Origin of the sequence: Acinetobacter nosocomialis, assembly GCF_041021905.1 — a bacterium.
Lineage (GTDB): Bacteria > Pseudomonadota > Gammaproteobacteria > Pseudomonadales > Moraxellaceae > Acinetobacter > Acinetobacter nosocomialis.
On record NZ_CP157432.1, the window covers coordinates 630,734 to 651,549 of the forward strand.

Annotated in this window: 17 protein-coding genes; 12 read left to right on the top strand and 5 right to left on the bottom strand. The window is 35.9% G+C overall.

Annotation, left to right across the window (positions count from 1 at the left end):
• Positions 1-141: 141 nt before the first annotated feature.
• Together ABLC00_RS02975 and ABLC00_RS02980 are read left to right on the top strand one after the other, a co-directional pair.
• Positions 142-1,779 carry a helix-turn-helix domain-containing protein gene (locus tag ABLC00_RS02975; RefSeq protein ID WP_002045570.1) on the top strand — a complete coding sequence of 546 codons (1,638 nt, stop codon included), beginning with the start codon at positions 142-144 and terminating at the stop codon, positions 1,777-1,779.
• 397 nt (positions 1,780-2,176) lie between these two features.
• Positions 2,177-3,136 (top strand): inovirus-type Gp2 protein, encoded by a 960-nt coding sequence (locus ABLC00_RS02980; protein WP_002045352.1) that lies wholly within the window; start codon positions 2,177-2,179, stop codon positions 3,134-3,136.
• A gap of 63 nt (positions 3,137-3,199) precedes the next feature.
• Here the strand turns inward: ABLC00_RS02980 and ABLC00_RS02985 are convergent, their stop codons facing one another.
• From ABLC00_RS02985 to ABLC00_RS03005, 5 genes are all read right to left on the bottom strand, one after another.
• Positions 3,200-3,856 carry a hypothetical protein gene (locus tag ABLC00_RS02985; RefSeq protein ID WP_002045463.1) on the bottom strand — a complete coding sequence of 219 codons (657 nt, stop codon included), beginning with the start codon at positions 3,854-3,856 and terminating at the stop codon, positions 3,200-3,202.
• A 12-nt stretch (positions 3,857-3,868) separates the two neighbouring features.
• Positions 3,869-4,096, bottom strand: a complete 228-nt coding sequence (locus ABLC00_RS02990; protein ID WP_002045549.1) for a hypothetical protein — start codon at positions 4,094-4,096, stop codon at positions 3,869-3,871.
• Positions 4,097-4,225, bottom strand: coding sequence for a hypothetical protein (locus tag ABLC00_RS02995; protein ID WP_002045493.1), 129 nt, complete (start codon positions 4,223-4,225; stop codon positions 4,097-4,099).
• A 2-nt stretch (positions 4,226-4,227) separates the two neighbouring features.
• Positions 4,228-4,482 carry a hypothetical protein gene (locus ABLC00_RS03000; protein WP_002045440.1) on the bottom strand — a complete coding sequence of 85 codons (255 nt, stop codon included), beginning with the start codon at positions 4,480-4,482 and terminating at the stop codon, positions 4,228-4,230.
• A 557-nt stretch (positions 4,483-5,039) separates the two neighbouring features.
• Positions 5,040-5,909 (bottom strand): AAA family ATPase, encoded by an 870-nt coding sequence (locus ABLC00_RS03005; protein ID WP_348941093.1) that lies wholly within the window; start codon positions 5,907-5,909, stop codon positions 5,040-5,042.
• A gap of 3 nt (positions 5,910-5,912) precedes the next feature.
• Here ABLC00_RS03005 and ABLC00_RS03010 point away from each other — a divergent pair, with 3 nt between their 5' ends.
• The 10 genes from ABLC00_RS03010 to ABLC00_RS03055 all read left to right on the top strand — a co-directional run bounded on the left by ABLC00_RS03010 (position 5,913) and on the right by ABLC00_RS03055 (position 20,777).
• Positions 5,913-7,853 (top strand): DUF262 domain-containing protein, encoded by a 1,941-nt coding sequence (locus ABLC00_RS03010; protein WP_002045460.1) that lies wholly within the window; start codon positions 5,913-5,915, stop codon positions 7,851-7,853.
• A gap of 239 nt (positions 7,854-8,092) precedes the next feature.
• Positions 8,093-8,686 (top strand): restriction endonuclease subunit S, encoded by a 594-nt coding sequence (locus ABLC00_RS03015; protein WP_002045337.1) that lies wholly within the window; start codon positions 8,093-8,095, stop codon positions 8,684-8,686.
• Positions 8,687-8,713: 27 nt separating this feature from the next.
• Complete coding sequence (locus ABLC00_RS03020; RefSeq protein WP_002045509.1) at positions 8,714-10,951, top strand: class I SAM-dependent DNA methyltransferase; 2,238 nt, start codon at positions 8,714-8,716, stop codon at positions 10,949-10,951.
• Entirely contained in the window at positions 10,948-12,180 is a 1,233-nt protein-coding gene (locus tag ABLC00_RS03025) for a restriction endonuclease subunit S (RefSeq protein ID WP_002045359.1), read from the top strand. Before ABLC00_RS03020 ends, ABLC00_RS03025 begins: the two co-directional genes overlap by 4 nt.
• 34 nt (positions 12,181-12,214) lie before the next feature.
• A complete protein-coding gene (locus ABLC00_RS03030; RefSeq protein ID WP_002045594.1) occupies positions 12,215-15,262 on the top strand; it encodes a type I restriction endonuclease subunit R in 3,048 nt (1,015 codons plus the stop codon).
• A 125-nt stretch (positions 15,263-15,387) separates the two neighbouring features.
• Positions 15,388-16,494 (top strand): ImmA/IrrE family metallo-endopeptidase, encoded by a 1,107-nt coding sequence (locus tag ABLC00_RS03035; protein ID WP_002045573.1) that lies wholly within the window; start codon positions 15,388-15,390, stop codon positions 16,492-16,494.
• The gene (locus tag ABLC00_RS03040) at positions 16,487-16,993 is read left to right on the top strand and encodes a DUF4411 family protein (protein WP_002045442.1); all 507 of its coding nucleotides are present in this window, start codon (positions 16,487-16,489) and stop codon (positions 16,991-16,993) included. The genes ABLC00_RS03035 and ABLC00_RS03040 overlap by 8 nt, the downstream gene beginning before the upstream one ends.
• Positions 16,994-17,089: 96 nt before the next feature.
• The gene (locus ABLC00_RS03045) at positions 17,090-18,094 is read left to right on the top strand and encodes a Fic family protein (RefSeq protein WP_002045547.1); all 1,005 of its coding nucleotides are present in this window, start codon (positions 17,090-17,092) and stop codon (positions 18,092-18,094) included.
• A 181-nt stretch (positions 18,095-18,275) separates the two neighbouring features.
• The gene (locus tag ABLC00_RS03050; RefSeq protein WP_289409795.1) at positions 18,276-19,865 is read left to right on the top strand and encodes a peptide chain release factor 3; all 1,590 of its coding nucleotides are present in this window, start codon (positions 18,276-18,278) and stop codon (positions 19,863-19,865) included.
• Between the two features lie 69 nt (positions 19,866-19,934).
• Complete coding sequence (locus tag ABLC00_RS03055) at positions 19,935-20,777, top strand: hypothetical protein (protein WP_033846471.1); 843 nt, start codon at positions 19,935-19,937, stop codon at positions 20,775-20,777.
• Positions 20,778-20,816 lie beyond the last annotated feature (39 nt).

The following is a 20,816-nucleotide window of genomic DNA, read 5'->3' on the forward strand; positions in this document are numbered from 1 at the left end:
TAACATGGTTAATATTAACTTATTAATAAATAAATGTTAACCATAATATTAAATTAATATTTACTAAATTTTAATAGTTGCGTATTTGATTATTATCATTCATATTTGTCCAATTATAAGCTGTATGAGTTGTAGAACTTCATGGAAAATAAATTTTTACTTTATTTGCTTGCTCATGAATTTTCTCCTATTACTTTGACCCCAACAGCACGATGGTTGTTACTCCAAATAATTAAGAGGTATGGAGAGCAAGAATTTTGTTTAACGACTGCAATGAGTGCAAAGGAATTTGTATTTCATGAAAAAAAATTGCAGACTACGCTGAATGAATTACAAGAGCATCAAACTATCATTCAAAGAACTGATGATAAATCTGGCAAAGCATTTGTAAAATTAGATATTGAAATGTTTAGTGTTAGGGGAAGTTTAAAGACCACAAGTCATTTTGATATTGAGCGATGGTTTACTAAGTTGATGAATCATGACCTTCCGCTTAAGGCATTATTTTTTCATCTTGTTGATACAAGACTACATGACTTTTATGTACATCACTTACAACATGTTAAACCGATATTATCTGGAAAAATCGATTTCAAAACAGCATTAGTGTTAATGGTATTGATTAGACATAGTAATCAATTTGGTATCACCAATAAATGTGGAATTCATAAGTTAAAGCATAAAACTGGACTGTCTAAAGATGCGATTTTTCGATGTGTTAAAAAATTAAAGCAACAGGGACTCATACGTACACGAGTCGATGGTACTCAATCAAGTAAAATTATCAGCCAAATAAATCCATTTTACGCACTCAACTTATCGCATGAACTTTGGGGTGATAAAGCTCGATATGGTCGATTTTATATTGAGAAAAATAAACCTACTCAGCTTTTTGAAGTGCAAAGCGTAAGTCGCTTTCTTAAGTTTTTTGAAACCTATGATAAAGAATTAGACTACCATTTAAATTATAAACAAGAGCCACATGCAGCATGGGTTTGTTTGAAGCAGCATGAGCCTAGAATATTGAGTGATCGCTTATGCCAGCGAACAGTATTTAATTTTGAAAATTCATCTAGACTAGTTCAGGATGATTTACAAAAAGAACTAGTTCTTAATTTATTGAGTGGTTATTTTGAATTAAAGAAGTTCCCTTTAGCTAAGAAGTTGTTGGGAGAAGTCATAAGTTATAATGAGTTGGACACCAAGCCGAATAATTTTGCTAACACTTCGATGGCTTGCGCATTATTTCAGTGTTATTTGGAACAGTGGAATTTAGAGCTGTATTCTTCCTCAAATAGACTAAAACAATTATTACTGAATTTTGATGCTATAGATGTGGATGATTTCAAGCGACTTGAAAATAAATTTAAGCTAAGCTCGTTGCTTCAGATGGCTGATCGTGACTTGAGTAAATTTTTCGTACTAGAAATTCAAAGTATTGCACATTTAATTCGTTTTTTACTGACAATGATTACAAACAATAAGCTTTACCCGTTCCTTACTAAGCAAGGTGATATTAAGCAGTTGAAACCATTTAGTATTATGCCTCGTTCCTATCATCAACAAACATATAGCTGCATTTTTATGCTTGATCCTACTATACGAGCAAATGAATTTTATTTAATAGATAATACAGATGATGACTCTATCATGAGTCAACAACACAAAAATAATGATTCAGATTTCAGTTCATTTAATTCACTTTGCTTGCCACAATTACAAAATTTTGGCTTACTTCCTACCGAATGTAGAGCGATAGATGGCTTCGCAGATATTTAAAAATATAGCGTAACTTTAGCCTATGCAAATCCCGATGTATTGCTGATAAGTTTGATATGGATGAATGATCTTATCGAACCAACCGCTCAGAATGCTTAACAGGTATCTTATATTATTATCTATAAGTAATATAATGATAACATAAACAATATCTTATCTGGTTGAGTAAGTACAATGAGTTGCTTAGTTTAGTATAGCCCATACTCAAATGGGCTATAGATAACGTATCCATATCAAATCACTAAAAATATGCAGAACTAACCCTATAGTATGTTCCAAAGTCTTTAAGCATATTCAGCTAAGCAGGATGACCACAACATCCTGCTACAGAATAAGGACTAGTAAAATTTTACATCGCTCACTTAGATATGAACCTTATGTTTCAGTGAGAACCTAAATGTACCAAAATGTTCAATTTCAAAATAATCCATATGATCAGCTTTACCATGAAGCAGAAGTATTGGCAGCAGTAGACCATTTCATTCAAGAGGTATGCTTGGGTAGTTATGATCTATATCATCAAAACTTTATGATAGACCTACAAAAATTAGTTCAGTCATTTAAGCCAATCTATAACGCTAATTTTTTCTATTGCAATACAGTGCAGATATTCATTGAAGTGGTGAACATCGTTGATCACACATTGAGCCAAATGCCACAGGCAGACTATGATTGTATAGTCTGTTTGGATGAGATGACCGTCTGGCATATTCTGACTTACATCCAATCATTATCAGGCTGTGTAAAACAGCAACTGATCGATTTTCAACAACGTGAATTAAAGAATCAACAGAGCCTTTTTGAATATGCATCCACACTCATTCATCATTATGCGAGAACATTAGTTGTTCGAGTGGATCTATCTATCAAGAAAGAATATCAAGCCTTATACAACATTCAGGCATTTAACCAAGCCTTAGAGGTCTTGCTTCGGCGTATCGCAGATCAGGATACTTGCTTTAGTGGTTTACATGGTTATGCATGGGCATTAGAGCATGGTGTAAGCAAAGGCTATCACTGCCATCTTCTGCTTATGTACGATGGGAATGTACATCGAAGTGGTTTTGAAATGGGGCAGTGGGTAGGTGAGTGTTGGGAGCAGATTACACATGGCTGTGGTTATATTTTTAACTGTAACCATCCCGACTATATGGATATATATAAAGCGATGGGAACATTAGGCATTGGTATGATTCATCGTGATGTTGAGCATGAAGTTTTTAACTTTCTTAATTATGCTGCGCCTTATCTAGTGAATTGTGAAAAAGAGCAGCAGCATCCGAGAGGAAAAGATAAGTCAAACATGCGTAGTTTTGGTAAAGGTGTGATCGATTCGAAAAACCGAAGAGGTTTATAAATTATTGACTTTTCAATAGAGAACACTGCTAATACCGTGTTCTCTATTCCATATTTACTAACCTCAAAAAGACAAACTCACATTGCCTTGGTCGGTCATTAATTCAGCTTCAAGTACCTGATCACCACGGCATTTCAACAAGTACGATACCGTAGAACTATAGCTCATTTGTACAGGCATCTTGCTATGAAAGTCAGCGGTGTAATAACCACAACGACCACGGTTAATACTCATACCTTGTAAAACAAAAGGTTGATCATTGGTGGACTGAATCTCTAGAATATATTCAATCGCCCCTTGTACATTAAAAGCAGATTGAGACTCACGACTGGAAATTTGGGCACGAACAGATAACGCAGGTTGCTCCATCTCCATCGGAATATTATTGCTATATTCAGGATTGTTGGGATCAAGATCAGACTCCATCATGGATTTGAGTGCTTCAGGATATTTATCCCAACTCTCAAGAAATGATTGGGCTTGTTTGACCGCAGCAGGGAGATATTCGGTATCATTTTCTACAATCTGAGTTAAGGCTTGTACTTTGGCTTCAACCTCTTCCTTGCTATATGGGGCATATTTAGATTGCTCCTTCTGTGTAGCAGTATTAGATGAGCTGTGTTCAGCTTGATCTGTAGCACTTTGTTGAGCTAGCTGATTGTTTTGACTACAAGCGATTAGTAAAGTTGAAAGTGCTACAGTGGAAAGTATTTTTTTCATGATTGCACTCCGTTATAACTTAGGTCGAATAACAACGAACCAAATGAATAAGAGGATCAAGATACCGCCTACAATTTTACCGATGACTGGAAACATTACAGCAGGCCACACTAAGCCTTGTCCCAAATTGTAGGTAAATGGCTTGTAGTTATACTGTCCCCAAAAGTGTTGATAGATGGCAAAGAAAAAACCAATCACCAAGTAGCTACTAATCACCCATGTCTTAATATTTGAATTCATTTACTTTCCCCCAATTGCATATTTTGCCAATGCAATAAAAATTCCCATCACGATCATGAAGCCAATAAATGGCAAACCTAAAAAGCAAATCACGGCGATGACACAGATGATGCCTGCAAGTGTTCTCATGGCTATTCCTTCATGCACTGATAGGAAACGTTGACCATATCCATCTGAAAGGATTCAGTTTGTTGAAGGGTGTACAGATTATTTTTAAGACCATCCTCTCCATATTTATCTTCAAGTTTGTCGTAGATGCATGAACAGGTACTGCCATCAATACCACCTGTTTTACAACCACTGATAAATTGACGTTCTGTTTTACTGGCACAACCTGAAGCCATCAATGCAATAGAGATGAGCACAAGTGAAGTTTGAATTTTCATCATTTCCCCGAATTATTATTGTGTAATTTAAAGTGTTATAAATTTTGCTTATGTTCTGAAATTTAGGCGAGACAAAGCCTTCCAAAGCTAAACCGCATTTGGATCAGTCATATCAGCAAAGGTTTATGAATGTTGCTAGGGCAACAAGGGGATAGAAAATCGCTTTAGGGAAAACAATAAAGATAGAAAATGCTGAGTCATGGCGACTACTCCTGTATGTATTAAGAAGCTCTACCAACTTACTGCTAAATAATGGTGGCAGAACGAAAAGGGGTTAGCAGACTGGACATACAGAACCAGCACGCGCGAACGCGTCCCCCTCCCGTTCTACCGCAAAGGGGGACGAGAAGGTTTTACGCATAAGGGATACTCAGAAGAATAAACCCTGATGCGCTGTATGAAACGGTCTGCTAAAACCGACTGACGATGTAGGTCAGCAGTTGAATGATAAAATTAAGGGTAGGTTTAGTCAATTCAGGAATTTAAAACAGTTTAATTTATAAAAGAAAACAGCCGAATTAATCACATTAATTCGGCTAATAGTAATAAGTGATAGTTTAATTTAATTTAGAAAAAAGAGTTTTCCATACGTTAATAGTATCTTCAGAAATTTTGTCTCGTGAAATTTTGAGTAAATGATTTTTTACAAGTTTAGCGAATTCAACTTTCCATCCTTTCTCAAGCATGATTTCATTTGTAACAGCAAACTCTTCCAATTGTTTAAGAATGGGTAAGTCTTTAGCGTAATAATCTTCAAAATCACAATCTGGGTCATTGGAACGCAATTGATATCTTGAAAGTTTTTTCATGATTGAAGGTGGTATTAAATCTTCAATTTCAGCTTGATCCATTCCTATAATTTCTGAAACTATTAGAATTGAATTAGGCGTGTCTTGGTACAAATCTTTTCTCAGAGCTTCTGCCATTTTTGAACCTTGAGTGTCACCATCTAATAAAACAATTGGCAGTTCATCATTTTTTCCCGTTAAAAGACTTACAATAGGTTTGACTCCTCGGGTTCCTCCAGATGGAATAAAAATTATATCCTTTTTGGGTGTTAACTCTCCAAAAGAAATTAATAAGGTTTTTATTGCTGATAAATAAATTTGATCTGAAGGACCTTCTACTAATACAGGGGTGCAATTATTGAATAACATTTCTGACACGCTTAAACCTAAGGCAGCATGAACTGGATAAATTGATTTTGTTTGAGAAGAGTTGCCCTCATTTGCTCTAAGGTTAGAAGAAATATTTGTGGTGCCATCATCCTGAATATATACGGCTTTTACCTGATTAAGATGGTTGGAATCAACTAGAAATGGAGAGTGTGTGGTATATAAAATTTGATTAGTCTTAGACAAGTTACCAAAAAATAATGATAAATCTTTCTGTGCTAAAGGATGAAGGGATAGACCAGGTTCGGGCACCTAATGAAAAATAACTTTGTACATCAGCTTCGGACATTACCAGAGATTTTTGAGGGGAATTTTTTTTGTATCCCAGACTATCAACGAGGGTATGCATGGGATGAAAAGCAGATTGATGAATTATTGAAAGATATTGATCATCTTCTTTTAGATACTTCAGCCGTTAGGCACTATACAGGTACACTTGTTTTATCACTGAATAAAGATCAGTCTAATCAATATCATATTGTAGATGGTCAACAGCGGTTAACTACCTTGGTTATTTTTTTAAAATGTATTTCTCTATTTGCTGATAGAGAGGACAAAGAGAGTATTGGCACCAAATATTTAAAGCGTGGTGATATTGGTAATGATCAGTTTGTTTTGAAGTTGAATTTAGATACTAATAAATTTTTTGAGAAAGTTATTTTATCTGATCGTAATTTAGAAAATTGCCCTATTACATTAGAGTCACACGAACGACTATTGAATGCTCATGATTTGATCCATAAATGGTTGACTCAAAAAACTTCTTCAGGAGTTCTTATTACGCAGATTTTAAATGTTTTAGAAGAGCGTTTAGGGTTTTTAGTTTATTCGCCAGTTGAAGATGCTGAAACTGGTATCATGTTTGAAGTGATTAACAATCGAGGTAAACAACTCAGTGAATTGGAAAAAGTCAAAAACTATTTAATTTATTGTTCAATTAAGCTATCTGCTTTTTCATTGCGGGATGATATTACTGAACATTGGTCTGATATTTTACAATCACTAAATAAAGCGAAAAAAACATCACCAAATGAAGAGAGTTCATTTTTAAGATATTGTTTGGTTGTATTTTTTAAAATGAATAAAACGGATAGCCAGTATGGGTATGATGTTCTTAAGGACAGAATAAAAATAGATCAATGTTTGCAGTCCAGTGAAAAGAAAAATCAAACAATAACCAAACTACAAGATTTTATTCAATTTTTAAAATTATCTGCAAAATGGTACGAACATCTTTATGCCCCTAATTATGTTGGGCTTGATAAAGCTATTCAACCACTAATTGAAAACATTCGTGCTCAGAATGTTCATGCTTCAATTATGCCCTTGTTTTTAGCATTGGTACTCAAAAATAAAGGTAAGGGTGAGATGCTTGAACGGCATTTACAATTATTAGAAACGTTAAATTTTAGAGTTTATATCGCTAACGGCATGACATTTAGAAAAGATACAGGTCAGGGTGACTTATACCAGTATGCGAGTAGGTACTACTATGGGAGTTTGTTAAACAGTTTTATTGCAGAGGAGAATAGAGTAGTTGGAAAAACAACACTAACAAATGATGACCAAGCATTGGAATATTTACTGGTTAGTTTTACTCAAAATCTTGCGCATGATGGTTGGTTCGAAGCCTCATTTTATTTGGATGGTAAGAGTTCTTTTGATTTTTATGGGTGGAGAGGACTTCGCTACTTCTTAATGAACTATGAATCTTCTTTACAACCTAATAAGACTATTAATATAGATAAGATTTTAAAGAGTAGATCATCTGGTAAAACCAATGATTATTTGTCGGTAGAGCATTTGTGGGCAACAGAGAATAGAAATTTTGAGGGGCAAAATTGTAGAGAAGTTGATCGTTATCAAAAAAGAAGACTTGGAAATTTCGTCTTACTTGAACTCCGTTTAAATATTCAAGGTACTAATGATGATGCCTGGGTTAAAGCAGATCGATATCTTGACGGGTTTGAACAAGAAGCTCCAACAGATTTATATCATGTACGGCTAGCAGGTAAAAGTGTTCGGAAAACCTTTAACACTATGAGTGATGTCAAGAAAACTATTAATTATTATTCTGATTTTTATAGTGAAATTATTGATGAACAGGAAGAGCGTTACATTAAGTTTGCGATGAAAAGATGGTCATTAAAGGGGTATATTGGTTATAAAAAATATCACGAAGAATTGGAAAATTAAATATTTTTATTTTGCAGTACGTGGAAAAGTGCAAAATATATTTGCTTTGATAAAGGGGATATCGTATAGTGATTTCATGCAGTAAAAAGCTCAGTACGAGCTCTACTGCATGATTTGAAAAGTTGGGATTTGGCGATCAGACAACTTTTCAAAACAAAATCCACTATCACAGGAGACTTTGTTAAACAGATTATATCTGAAAAATAACGAAGTACTCCAAGTTTATTAAAGGAAGGACTATGGAGACAAAATTAAAAAATATTGCTGAGATTTATACGGGGTTCACACAGCGCCCTCCTGAAAAATCAGTAAATACTTTTGATTTAAAAACGATTCAAATTAAGGATTTAACCAAGGAGCAAGTCATCATTTTAGATGATCAACTGGTTGATCTTGAATGGTCTTATGAATCGAAGCCACAATATTTAAAGCATAATTCACTTATTGTTGTTGCTCGTGGAGAACCACGAGCATACGTATTTAAAGGTCAGCAACTGGATCAGGTTGCTGTGAGTAATCAATTTATCGTCGTGAATTTGAATGTTGATAACATTAAACCCGAATTTTTAGCTTGGTACTTTAATCATTCACAAGCAATGCGATCTTATTTTGAAATGAATAGTCGAGGATCATTGCTCATGATGCTCAGTATTTCGACTTTAAAAGAAGCGGAAATAGTTATTCCTTCTATGTTTCAACAAGAAGAGATTCTTCGTCTTGCCGAAAAAGCACACAATGAAGCTTTAATATTCAAACAATTGACAGCTTTAAGAGCTGAATACAATCAAGCGAAGAGCGAACAAATTTTAGCGCAAGCCAAAGTGGCGCAATAAACCGAATTTTTGAATTGGAGAAATGAAATGACAAATGAAGTAAATCAACACCCACAGCATTCTAAACTTGTTGGATTAGTTTGGAGTATTGCCAATATTATTCGTGGACCTTATCGTCCACCGCAGTATCGTCGTGTGATGTTGCCGTTAATTGTATTAGGGCGTTTTGATGCAATTCTTGCACCGCATGCAGATGAAATGAAAACATGCTATGAAAAAGCTGTGGCGAATTTGCAAGACAAAACCCCAAATGTCTTTTTACAAAAGCAGTTGAGCCAAATTGCGGATAAAAATCGTAAACAAAATCTTTATAACATCAGTGGTTTTAATCTACAAAAACTGTTGGATGATCCAGATCAATTCACGGCAAATTTAACAAAGTATATTGATGGTTTTTCACCTAAAGCGAAGGATATTTTTGCCAAGTTTGAATTTGCGAAAGAAATTGAAAAACTTGATGATGCAAACCGTTTATATAAAGTCTTTCAAGAGTTCCGTAATGGTTTGGTTGAATCAGGTTTAAGCCTTGCGCCTAGTAGCGTAAGTAACTTACAAATGGGCTACCTATTTGAAGAGTTAGTACGTAAGTTTAATGAACAGGCAAATGAGGAAGCAGGGGATCACTTTACCCCACGTGAAGTAATTGAACTTATGGTGAATTTGATTTTTGAGGAGGATCAGAAAGAGCTGATTAAAGCAGGCGTGCACCGTAGTATTTATGACCCAACGGCGGGTACGGGCGGGATGTTGTCTGAGTCTGAAAAATTTCTCAAAAAATACAATGAGAAGATTAGCCTTGATATGTATGGGCAAGAATATAACCCTGAGTCATATGCGATTTGTTGTTCTGACTTATTGATTAAAGATGAACCTGCTGAAAACATTGTGTATGGCGACACGCTTGGTGTGAAAAATGCCAAGGAAAAAGATGGGTATGTTCCGCGTGATGGTCATGCTGACAAAGACTTTCACTATATGTTCTCAAATCCTCCTTTTGGTGTGGAATGGAAAAACCAAAAAGAGTTTATTGATGAGGAAGAGAAGCAAGGCTTTTCAGGTCGCTTTGGTGCAGGCCTGCCACGTATCAATGATGGATCATTATTGTTCGCTCAACACATGATTTCTAAAATGAAGCCTTCGCCTGAAAATGGTGGGGAAGGTTCACGTATTGCTGTGGTGTTTAATGGCTCGCCATTATTTACAGGTGATGCAGGCAGTGGTGAAAGTAATATTCGTCGTTGGATTATTGAAAATGACTGGCTTGAAGCGATTATCGCTTTGCCTGATCAGATGTTCTATAACACAGGTATTTATACTTATATCTGGATTATTTCGAACAAAAAATCTGAACAGCGTAAAGGTAAAGTACAGCTCATTGATGGTACGGCGCATTATCAGAAAATGGCGAAAAGCTTAGGTAACAAGCGTCATGAGTTATCTAAAGACCATATTGCTGAACTGACGAAGTTCTATTCGAAATTTAAAGATCAAGACACCAGTGCAATGATTCAAACCAAAGCTGGTGAAGCGAAGGTATGTTCGAAGATTTTCAATAATCAAGACTTTGGTTATTTAAAGCTGACTGTAGAACGCCCATTACGTTTGAACTTTATGATTTCTGCTGAACGCATTGCTTTGTTGGATGATCAATCTGCCTTTGAAAACTTAGCCAAGAGTAAGAAAGTCAAAGATACTGCTGAAATTGCAAAGGAAGAAGCAGCAGGTCGCTTGCAGCAAGAAGAAATTAAACAGGTACTTACAGAAAAAATTTCTGATCAAGTTTGGAAGAATCGTAATGAATTTTTAAAAGTACTTGATCCAATTTTAAAAGGATTAAGCTTTAAACTTGGTGCACCTGTGAAGAAAGCGATTTTAGAAGCGTTGTCTGAACGTGATCAGACTGCGGATGTATGCAAAGACAGTAAAGGCAATATTGAACCAGATACGCAATTGCGTGATACAGAACTTGTTTCATTCCCTGACAATTTGACTTTACCTTTGCCTGTGAATTATGACAAAGAGCCTGACTTGTCTAAGTTATTGCCATTGGTTACAGCGCATTGCGAAGCTTATTTAAAAGCGGAAGTTTTACCGCATGTGGCTGATGCGTGGATTGACTACAGTAAAACTAAAGTGGGTTATGAAATTCCAATTAACCGTCATTTCTACGTATATGAGCCACCACGTCCTTTAGAAGAGATTAGGTCTGAGATTGTTCAGCTTGAGCAGGAGATTATGCAGATGTTAGGAGGTCTATCTGCATGAGCCAATTACCACGTTACGAAAGTTATAAGGATAGTGGCGTGCAATGGTTAGGGGAAATCCCTAGCCATTGGGATGTTAAACGCATGAAATTTGTAGTCGCTAATGTTGGGGATAAAATTGATGCTAAAGAATCTGATCTCAGATATTTTGGTCTAGAAAATATTGAATCATTTACAGGTAAATTACTTGATTCAGTAGAGCTTGAAAGTGAGGGGATAGGTCATAGATTCCAAAAGGATGATGTTCTATTTGGTAAGTTAAGACCCTATTTAGCTAAAGTTTTTTTAGCTCAAGAAGAAGGTTTATCTTCTACCGAAGCTTTGGTGTTTAGATCTTCTGAAGTAATTTATCCAAAGTTTTTAAGTTATTACTGCTTATCGCAAGATTTCATTAATGAAGTTAACGGAACAACTTTTGGCTCTAAAATGCCTCGTGCAAGTTGGGATAATATTTCTTCATTTAGAATGGTTTATCCAAGTTTGGATGAACAAAAACTCATTGCAGGTTTTTTAGATAAACGTCTTGCCCAAGTTGATGCTTTAATTGCCAAGCAAGAAACTTTATTGGAAAAATTGGCTGAACAACGAGTTGCTTTGATTTCTCATGCGGTGACTAAGGGTTTAAATCCTGATGTTGAGATGAAAGAGAGTGGGGATGTTTTCTTTAGAAAAGTTCCAAATCATTGGAAAGTTTTGGCATTACATTACATTGTGAGATTAGTTAGTGGAGATAGCATTACAGCATTAGATTTTGTAGCAGATGGTGATTATCCTGTTTATGGTGGGAATGGTTTTAGAGGTTATATTGATAGATATACTCATCAGGGTGATTATGTATTAATCGGTCGTCAAGGTGCTTTATGTGGAAATATTAACTTTGCTACGGGCAGTTTTTTTGCAACTGAACATGCGGTAGTAGTTAATCCATTGGTTGATATAAATTTTAAATGGCTAGGCTTTCTGTTAATGGCAATGAATTTGAATCAATATTCAACTACTGCGGCTCAACCAGGAATATCTGCGGAAGTGATTGGTCGATTAAAAATTTTACTTCCTGATGTCAAAGAGCAAAATCAAATAGCTGAATATATTGAAAATGTTTTATTAAATATTGGTGAGTTTGAAAATAAAGTAATTTTATTGAAATCTAAATTAAAAGAATACCGCTCAACCTTGATTACGCAAGTGGTGACAGGGAAGATCGATGTTCGAAATCTTAAAGTAAACTAAAAAACATTGGGTCATATTTTTTTGGGGAAATGCCATGCATAGCGAATATTATTTTGAACAAGCCATTGAACAGAGCTTAACAACGGATGGAGGCTATGTAAAAGGCAACCCGAAAGACTATGACCCAAGAATTGCTCTATTTCCTAAGGATGTCGTTGCCTTTATTCAGGCAACACAGCCGAAAACTTGGGAGAAAATTCATAACTCATGTAAAGAAGAAACAGCAACACGTATTGTGAATGACTTATCACATGCGTTAGATACCGAAGGTGCATTATCAGTTTTACGCCTAGGCTTTAAATGCTTTGGTAAAAAAATCAAAATGGCATACTTTGCACCCAATACCAGTATCAATAAAACCACCCAAGAACAATACGATGCCAATGTCCTTAAATGTACCAGACAGCTTCATACAGAATTTAATGAAATCCCAGATATGGTGCTTTCACTTAATGGTATTCCATTAATCACGCTTGAACTTAAAAATGAGTTTTCAGCATCGGGTTGGAATGTTGAAGATGCCAAAATTCAATTTAAGAAAGATCGGAATGCAAAAGGACGTTTATTCGATTTTAAAAAACGTACCTTGGTTCATTTTGCAGTAGATACCTGTGAAGTCTATATGACGACTAAGTTGGATGGAGAAAGCACCTTTTTTCTACCCTTCAACAAAGGTTATTTAAACGGAAAAGGTAATCCGCCTGTAGAAGGCGATGTATGCACGCATTACCTGTGGACAGAAACTTTAGCGCGTCATAGCTTTATGGAAATCTTTGCGCGTTATATGCATTTGAGTGTAGAAACCAAAAAAATTAGAACGGATACTGGTTTTCGATATATCGAAAAAGAAACCATGATTTTCCCACGCTACCATCAATTAGATGCTGTGCGTAAACTCACAAAACATAGTAAAGCCAATGGTTCAGGTCATAACTACTTAATTCAGCATTCAGCAGGCTCAGGCAAGTCAAATACCATTGCTTGGCTCGCACATCAATTGGCATCCATGCACAATGCAGATGATCAGAAAATTTTTAATTCTATTATTGTGATTACTGACCGTATTGTATTGGATCGTCAGTTACAAGAAACCATTGCACAGTTTGAGCATAAAGATGGCGTGGTTCAAAAGATTGATGAGAATACCTTACAGCTCACCAATGCTTTAGCTTCAAATGTACCGATCATTATTACGACAATTCAAAAATTCCCATACATCATGCAATCTATTCGTACCCAAGCGAAAAAAGGCATTAAGGTTGATTTGAGTACAGTAGGCAAGAATTTTGCTGTTATTGTCGATGAAGCCCACAGTTCACAAAGTGGGGAAACGGCAATGGAATTACGTAAAATTCTAAATAAGGATGGGATTGAATCTGCAATTGCTCAAGAGTTTTTAGATGATGGCGATGAGGATGAAAGCGAACTCACTGATGACGTGAAAAAGCATTTATTTGCAGAAGCGTCAAAACGTAGTCGCCAACCTAATTTAAGTTTCTTTGCCTTTACCGCTACACCAAAATGGAAAACGCTCGCTTGCTTTGATGAAGTAGGTGATAACGGCGAAGCTCCGTTTCATCATTACAGTATGAAACAGGCAATTCAGGAAGGCTTCATTTTAGATGTATTGGCAAACTACACGACTTATGAACAGTACTTTAAATTAATCAAAATCGCTGACAATGATCCAGAACTTGCAAAAAATAAAACCAAAGCCTTAATGGCTCGTTTTGTTTCCATGCATCCAAGCGTGATCGCTCAGAAAGTAGAAATCATTGTCGAGCATTTTAGAACAGTGACGATGCATCGAATTGGTGGTCGTGCCAAAGCTATGGTTGTTACCAATTCCCGTGAGCAAGCAGTGCGTTATAAACTCGCATTTGATGAATACATTAAAGAAAAAAAATATACAGGGATTAAGTCCTTAGTCGCTTTTTCAGGGAAACTAGAGGTTGATGGTACTGAATATACAGAACCTAAAATGAATGGTTTTAAAGAAACTGAGCTTCCTGACCAATTCGACACAGATGATTATCAAGTACTATTGGTTGCTGAAAAATATCAAACAGGCTTTGACCAGCCTTTACTACACACCATGTTCGTAGATAAGAAGCTATCTGGCATTCAAGCAGTACAAACCTTATCGCGTTTGAACCGTTGTGCTTATGGTAAAGAAGACACTTTTGTATTGGACTTTGTGAATACCCACGAAGATATTTATAAAGCATTTAAGCCATTCTACGAGCTAACTAAACTTGGCGATATTCCAAATGAGCAAAAATTGAATGAGCTTGGGCATACATTGGATCAATGGAAGTTCTACTTTGATGCTGATTTAATTGAGTTTGCAAATATTTGGTTTAAGGATAGAAGTAAGCTAACAGGGCATGAACATAAGCAGTTGAATAGTATTATTGATCGTGCTGTTGATAAATATAAGAAAATTCATCCTGATGATCTTGTACATCAACAAGAGCAACAAAAGCTATTTAAAAGCCAGTTGCAAAGCTATTTAAACTTATACTTATTTGTTTCACAAATTATGGACTTTACAGATTCAGAGCATGAGCAACGATATGCGTATTTAAAAGCTTTACTACAAAAGTTACCTAAAGGCTCTAAAGAAAATGAAGTTGATTTATCTAAAATTGTTGAACTTCAATTTTATCGCCTACAAAAGTTAAGTGAAAATAGTATCGATTTAGGGCATGGTGAAGCCAATGCCTTGAAAGGTTCAACGGATGTGGGAACAGGACAGGCAGAATCTACAGATAATGTATCGCATCTGATTGATGAATTGAATGAGGCATTTGGTACTGATTTTACAGTAGCAGATCAATTGTTCTTTGATCAGGTTGAGCAAGCAGCTATCGAAAATGAAGAAATTGTACAAGCAGTGAACGCAAATTCTTTAGACAGTTTTACAGAGTACTTATCTGGAAAGTTGATTGATCTGTTTCTTGTTCGACTTGCAGGAAATGAGGAAGTCTGTAATAAGGTTATGAGTACAGATGAGTTGCGTAAAAAAGTTGCTAAGCGATTGGCAAAGCATATTTATACACGGACGAAAAAGAAGGTTTGAAAATAATTCTATTTAAAATTAACGTCAACTTGTGCCGTGCTGTTATGAATGTTTATAGACAGTATTGCACAGTTAATTTATGTTAGCATAAGACAAGGTCAAATGGGCATAGAGGAGGGAATGTAATGTCAATGCGTATCGACACTAACACATTGAATTATTATGTTCAAAATGCCCAAATTTCTTTGAGTGTTTTAAGAACCAAAATTAATAATTTAGATGAAATTTTAAGTGGAGAAAAACAGCCAACTTTTAATCAGTTATCTGAAATAGCAAAAAAAATAAATGTTCCAACAGGTCTCTTATTACTAAATAAAACTATTGATATTGACATCAAACGATTGGACTTTAGGACACTTGAGTCTGATTCAATCGATGAAGCAAGTGAAGAGTTAAGAGATACGATTGCAGAAATGGAAGTCAAGCAGGAATTTTTGAAGAATGAAATTACTGACAATTTAGATTTTGTGGGTCAATTTTCTATTGATTCCAACTTTCTAGAGGTGGCTCAAAAAATACGTAATAAGCTAGAAATTCCTTTGTTTTTTCAGAATCAAGCTGATAATCCATTAAATTATCTACGTGATAAGATTAATGATATAGGTGTATTTGTTTTTTTTAATGGAAAAGTGAAAGACAATACACATAGGCCTCTTAGTGTGAAGGAATTCCGAGGTTTTGTATTACTTGATCATAAAGCACCTATAATTTTTATTAATCAAAAGGATACTAAGACTGGGCAACTTTTTACATTAGTACATGAGTTAGTGCATATTTTTGTAGGTACTGAAGAAATATTTAATATTGTAGATGCTGGTGATTATCAATTTGATCGAACTGAAGCATTTATAAATAAAGTAACAGCAGAAATTTTAGTTCCCCAAGAGATTTTCTTACAGTCTAATTCAACAGATAGTAATTTTTTAGCTAGAAAATTTAAAGTCAGTGAATTTGTAATTGTTAGAAAGTTATTAGACTTAAATAAAATAACACGCAAAGAATACCAGAGTAGAACTAGAGACTTAAAGGAAAGTCTTGAACGTTTTTTACCAAGTGAATCTAATGGTGGAAGTTATACAAATAACATTAGATTTAGGGTCGATAATAGATTTTTTAAATATGTAATGAATGCAGTAAATCATGATCGTATCTCATATACAGATGCATTTAATATTGTAGGTGTTGGTTTTAAAGGATATAAAATTTTGATGAATAGAGGTGGCAATGACTAAGTATTTATTGGACACTAATATTTATATCAACTTTTATGAAAGATATTATCAATTTGATTTTTTTCCAAGTTTTTGGGAGAAAATTAAAGTGATCATCAATTCACAAGTAGTACTTCCAGATATTGTTGTTAATGAACATTATCAAGATGAACGTTTTAAAAAATGGCTTGAAGAAAACTTTACGGGAGCTTCTTGTAGATACAAAGACTATGCTGATTTATGGGGTGAAGTTATTCAACATATTGCAACTCATGACTGTTATAGTGAGAAAGCCTTAACAAATGACAAAAGTTGGACACATGAAAAAATAGCAGATGGATGGCTGATCGCAATTGCAAAAAAAGATAATTTAGTGATTGTAACAAGTGAAGTTAAAAATATTAGTTTAAATAAAAAACAACCTTCACAAAGCCCAAAAGTTCCTGATATTGCTAATGATCTTGGGATTCGCTGTATCAATATGAATACTTTTTTTCAAGAGATTGGCTTAAAAATTTAGAGGTAATATTTATTTATAAGTTAATTGAATGTACTGGTTTAAAAATAGTTTTTAGATGAAGTCAGAACTAATACAGTTTAGTTGAGTAAACTAATAATGAAATACCAACCGCCTTATACCATCACTTCCAAAATTATTCATCTGATTGCACAGATCAGTGAGAATATAGGGCGCTTGACTGTTTTAGAGGAAATCCAAGATAGTCTTAAGCTCAGGAAGGCTAATCGTATCCGCACGATTCAAGGCTCACTAGCGATTGAAGGAAATACTTTAAGCACAGAGCAAATCACGGCGATCCTAAATGGTAAGACAGTAATAGCACCTCCAAAAGAAGTTCAGGAAGTACGTAATGCGATTAAAGCCTATGAAGCCTTTCAGCAGTGGCAACCAAGTCAAGAGTCGGACTTACTACAAGCTCATCAAATTTTAATGACAGGCTTGATTGATGAAGTTGGTCAGTATCGTCATGGTGGTGTCGGTGTGATGTCTGGTGATCGAGTAGTGCATATGGCTCCGCCTGCTAATCAGATCAATCGACTTATGGCTGATCTACTCGATTGGTTGAATGACAGCGATATACATCCACTGATTCAAAGCTCAGTCTTCCACTATGAATTTGAGTTTATCCATCCATTTGCTGATGGTAATGGGCGAATGGGTCGGCTCTGGCAAACTTTAATATTGAGTCGTTGGAATCCAATTTTTGCCAATATCCCTGTTGAAAGCCTGATCTACCAAAATCAAAAAGCCTATTATGAGGCTTTACAAGCAAGTACCGACCGAACAGACTCAGCCCCTTTTATAGAATTCATTTTACAGATGATTTTAGATGCAATCCTGAGTTCAACTGATACCGCTCAAGATAGTGATCATGTTACCGCTCAAGCTGGCGTACAAGTGAGCGATCAAGTTCAGCGTTTAATTTCGGCAATGAAGCAAGAAGACTATACTTTGGCTGAGTTGATGCAATTGGTCGGATTGACTCATCGAGCAACGTTCCAAAAGAATTACTTGAACCCTGCTATAGAAGCTGGCTTGATTGAGCGTACAATCCCAAATAAACCGAAGAGTCCGAAGCAAAAGTATAGATTGAGTGTATAAAACTAAGTAGCGTCATAGATAGACGATCGGTAGCTCAATTCCCCAAGCCGCTGGATTACCAACTATGCCTATATAACTCTAAATCTGCTACAATTGCGCCAATTTTGAATTCCCACTTTTTCAGTTTTGGTACATATTTAGAAATGTGTACATAACTGTGTACATATTGTAGATTTTTCTCATGTTTAAAGATGAATTAGCTAAGCAGGTAAAGGTTCGTAGGACTTTTGCTATTATTTCCCACCCCGATGCCGGTAAAACCACCATGACAGAAAAACTCTTGTTATGGGGTAAAGCGATTCAGGTTGCAGGGATGGTAAAAAGCCGTAAATCTGACCGTGCAGCTACATCTGACTGGATGGAAATGGAAAAAGAACGTGGTATCTCGATCACCACGTCTGTTATGCAGTTCCCATATAAAGGTCACACCATTAACTTACTCGATACACCGGGGCACGAAGACTTCTCGGAAGATACTTATCGTACGCTTACCGCGGTTGACTCTGCACTGATGGTGATTGACGGTGCAAAAGGTGTCGAAGAACGTACCATCAAATTGATGGAAGTGTGTCGTATGCGTGACACACCAATTATTTCTTTCGTCAACAAAATGGACCGTGAAATTCGTGAGCCACTTGAGTTGTTAGACGAAATCGAAAACGTTTTAAATATTCGCTGTGTACCAATTACATGGCCACTTGGTATGGGTCGTGACTTTGCTGGTGTATACAATATTCTTGAAGATAAATTGTATGTTTACAAAGCAGGTTTTGGTTCAACCATTACCGATATTGAAGTACGCGATGGTTATGATCACGCCGATATTCGTGACAAAGTAGGTGAGTTGGCTTGGGCTTCTTTTGAAGAGTCGCTTGAGCTGGTACAAATGGCAAACGAGCCATTAGACCGTGAACTTTTCTTACAAGGTAAACAAACACCTGTTCTATTTGGTACAGCATTAGGTAACTTTGGTGTTGACCACGTACTTGATGCATTTATGAACTGGGCACCTGAACCTAAAGCACATCCAACGCAAGAGCGTATGGTTGAAGCGAAAGAAGAAGGTTTCTCTGGCTTTGTATTTAAAATTCAAGCCAACATGGACCCTAAACACCGTGACCGTATTGCCTTTATGCGTATTTGTTCAGGTAAGTATGAAAAAGGCCTGAAAATGAACCACGTGCGTATTGGTAAAGAAGTCCGTATTAGTGATGCGTTGACTTTCTTGGCTGGTGAACGTGAGCACTTAGAAGAAGCATGGCCGGGCGATATTATTGGTTTACACAACCACGGTACCATCCAGATTGGTGATACTTTCACTAGCGGTGAAAACTTACACTTCACTGGTATTCCACACTTTGCGCCAGAAATGTTCCGTCGTGTACGTTTGAAAGATCCATTAAAGTCAAAACAATTGCAAAAAGGCTTGAAAGAGTTGTCTGAAGAAGGGGCAACTCAGGTGTTTATGCCACAAATTAGCAATGATTTGATTGTGGGCGCGGTTGGTGTGCTTCAGTTTGACGTTGTTGCTTACCGCTTGAAAGAAGAATATAAAGTTGACTGTGTTTACGAGCCAGTAAGTGTAAATACTGTGCGTTGGATTCATTGTGATGATGACAAGATTCTTAATGAGTTCAAGAAAAAAGCACATGATCAACTTTCAATTGATGGCGGCGGTCACTTAACGTATCTTGCTCCTAGCCGAGTAAACTTGCAGATTATGCAAGAGCGTTGGCCTGATATTGAGTTCCGTAGTACACGTGAACACTAAGCATATAAATGTGACAAACAGCTTCGAACAGAAGCTGTTTTGTTTTGAAAAATAAGAAAGGATGATGAAATGAATTTGAGTAAGAAGGCAATTATTGCGCTTGTAGTTGCAGCCGTAACACTAATCTCTGCTATTTCTGCATTTGTCTGGAAAAGCACTCAGTCCTCATCATCTTCTCAAAAAAATCCAATTTCTGCTCAAGAGCATCCTACTGAAAAGGCAGAGGTTTTACCTTACTTAAACTTGACTGAAACCAAGGCAAATTATGCAGTGCCTTTTTGTGAAAAGAAAAACTGTATTGATGTCGATATTCAAACCATAAAAACCCAAGATGCGTGGTTAAATAGCTGGATCGAAAAAAATCAGGCGAAAGTCATTCAGACTCAAATTAATTTGAAAAAAGATTTGAACCTGCAACAAGCAGTTGATGCTTACGTTAAAAAGTCAGACGAATGGCAAGATAAATATTCTAAAAACCGTGCCTATGAATTACACATTCATACACGTATTGCCTCGCAGCGTAATCAATATGTATTACTACAATTGGCTTTGGACAGTAAACAAGAAGAGATCACCATAAAAGATCGTTATTATTTTTTCGTGGCTGATCGTAAATTGCATAAAAGCTTAACTTTGCTTGATGTACTTCAAAAAGATCAGCAAACCACTGTGCATCAAATCGTGCAAACTGCGTATCAGGATTGGCTGAAAAAACAAAATGCTGACGTTAAAAAAGACGCACCAAAAACTTTGTATTGGGGACAGGCCGACTGGTTCTTTGATGGTGAGGGTGTAGGTCTGCATTATCAGGCAAATCAGATTACCAAAGATGCGCCTCAGCTCGATATTTATTTAACGACAGAACAAACCAAAAAAATATTACAACCTGAGGTTTATGAACAAATGTTTTAAGTTGGTAGCAGAATTTGCAACCTACTTATAGATGCGCTA

Bases quoted from the DNA above. Each gene is read 5' to 3' on its own strand.
- ABLC00_RS02975 (WP_002045570.1), top strand. From the start codon at position 142: ATGGAAAATAAATTTTTACTTTATTTGCTTGCTCATGAATTTTCTCCT.
- ABLC00_RS02980 (WP_002045352.1), top strand. From the start codon at position 2,177: ATGTACCAAAATGTTCAATTTCAAAATAATCCATATGATCAGCTTTAC.
- ABLC00_RS02985 (WP_002045463.1), bottom strand. From the start codon at position 3,856: ATGAAAAAAATACTTTCCACTGTAGCACTTTCAACTTTACTAATCGCT.
- ABLC00_RS02990 (WP_002045549.1), bottom strand. From the start codon at position 4,096: ATGAATTCAAATATTAAGACATGGGTGATTAGTAGCTACTTGGTGATT.
- ABLC00_RS02995 (WP_002045493.1), bottom strand. From the start codon at position 4,225: ATGAGAACACTTGCAGGCATCATCTGTGTCATCGCCGTGATTTGCTTT.
- ABLC00_RS03000 (WP_002045440.1), bottom strand. From the start codon at position 4,482: ATGAAAATTCAAACTTCACTTGTGCTCATCTCTATTGCATTGATGGCT.
- ABLC00_RS03010 (WP_002045460.1), top strand. From the start codon at position 5,913: ATGAAAAATAACTTTGTACATCAGCTTCGGACATTACCAGAGATTTTT.
- ABLC00_RS03015 (WP_002045337.1), top strand. From the start codon at position 8,093: ATGGAGACAAAATTAAAAAATATTGCTGAGATTTATACGGGGTTCACA.
- ABLC00_RS03020 (WP_002045509.1), top strand. From the start codon at position 8,714: ATGACAAATGAAGTAAATCAACACCCACAGCATTCTAAACTTGTTGGA.
- ABLC00_RS03025 (WP_002045359.1), top strand. From the start codon at position 10,948: ATGAGCCAATTACCACGTTACGAAAGTTATAAGGATAGTGGCGTGCAA.
- ABLC00_RS03030 (WP_002045594.1), top strand. From the start codon at position 12,215: ATGCATAGCGAATATTATTTTGAACAAGCCATTGAACAGAGCTTAACA.
- ABLC00_RS03035 (WP_002045573.1), top strand. From the start codon at position 15,388: ATGTCAATGCGTATCGACACTAACACATTGAATTATTATGTTCAAAAT.
- ABLC00_RS03040 (WP_002045442.1), top strand. From the start codon at position 16,487: ATGACTAAGTATTTATTGGACACTAATATTTATATCAACTTTTATGAA.
- ABLC00_RS03045 (WP_002045547.1), top strand. From the start codon at position 17,090: ATGAAATACCAACCGCCTTATACCATCACTTCCAAAATTATTCATCTG.
- ABLC00_RS03050 (WP_289409795.1), top strand. From the start codon at position 18,276: ATGTTTAAAGATGAATTAGCTAAGCAGGTAAAGGTTCGTAGGACTTTT.
- ABLC00_RS03055 (WP_033846471.1), top strand. From the start codon at position 19,935: ATGAATTTGAGTAAGAAGGCAATTATTGCGCTTGTAGTTGCAGCCGTA.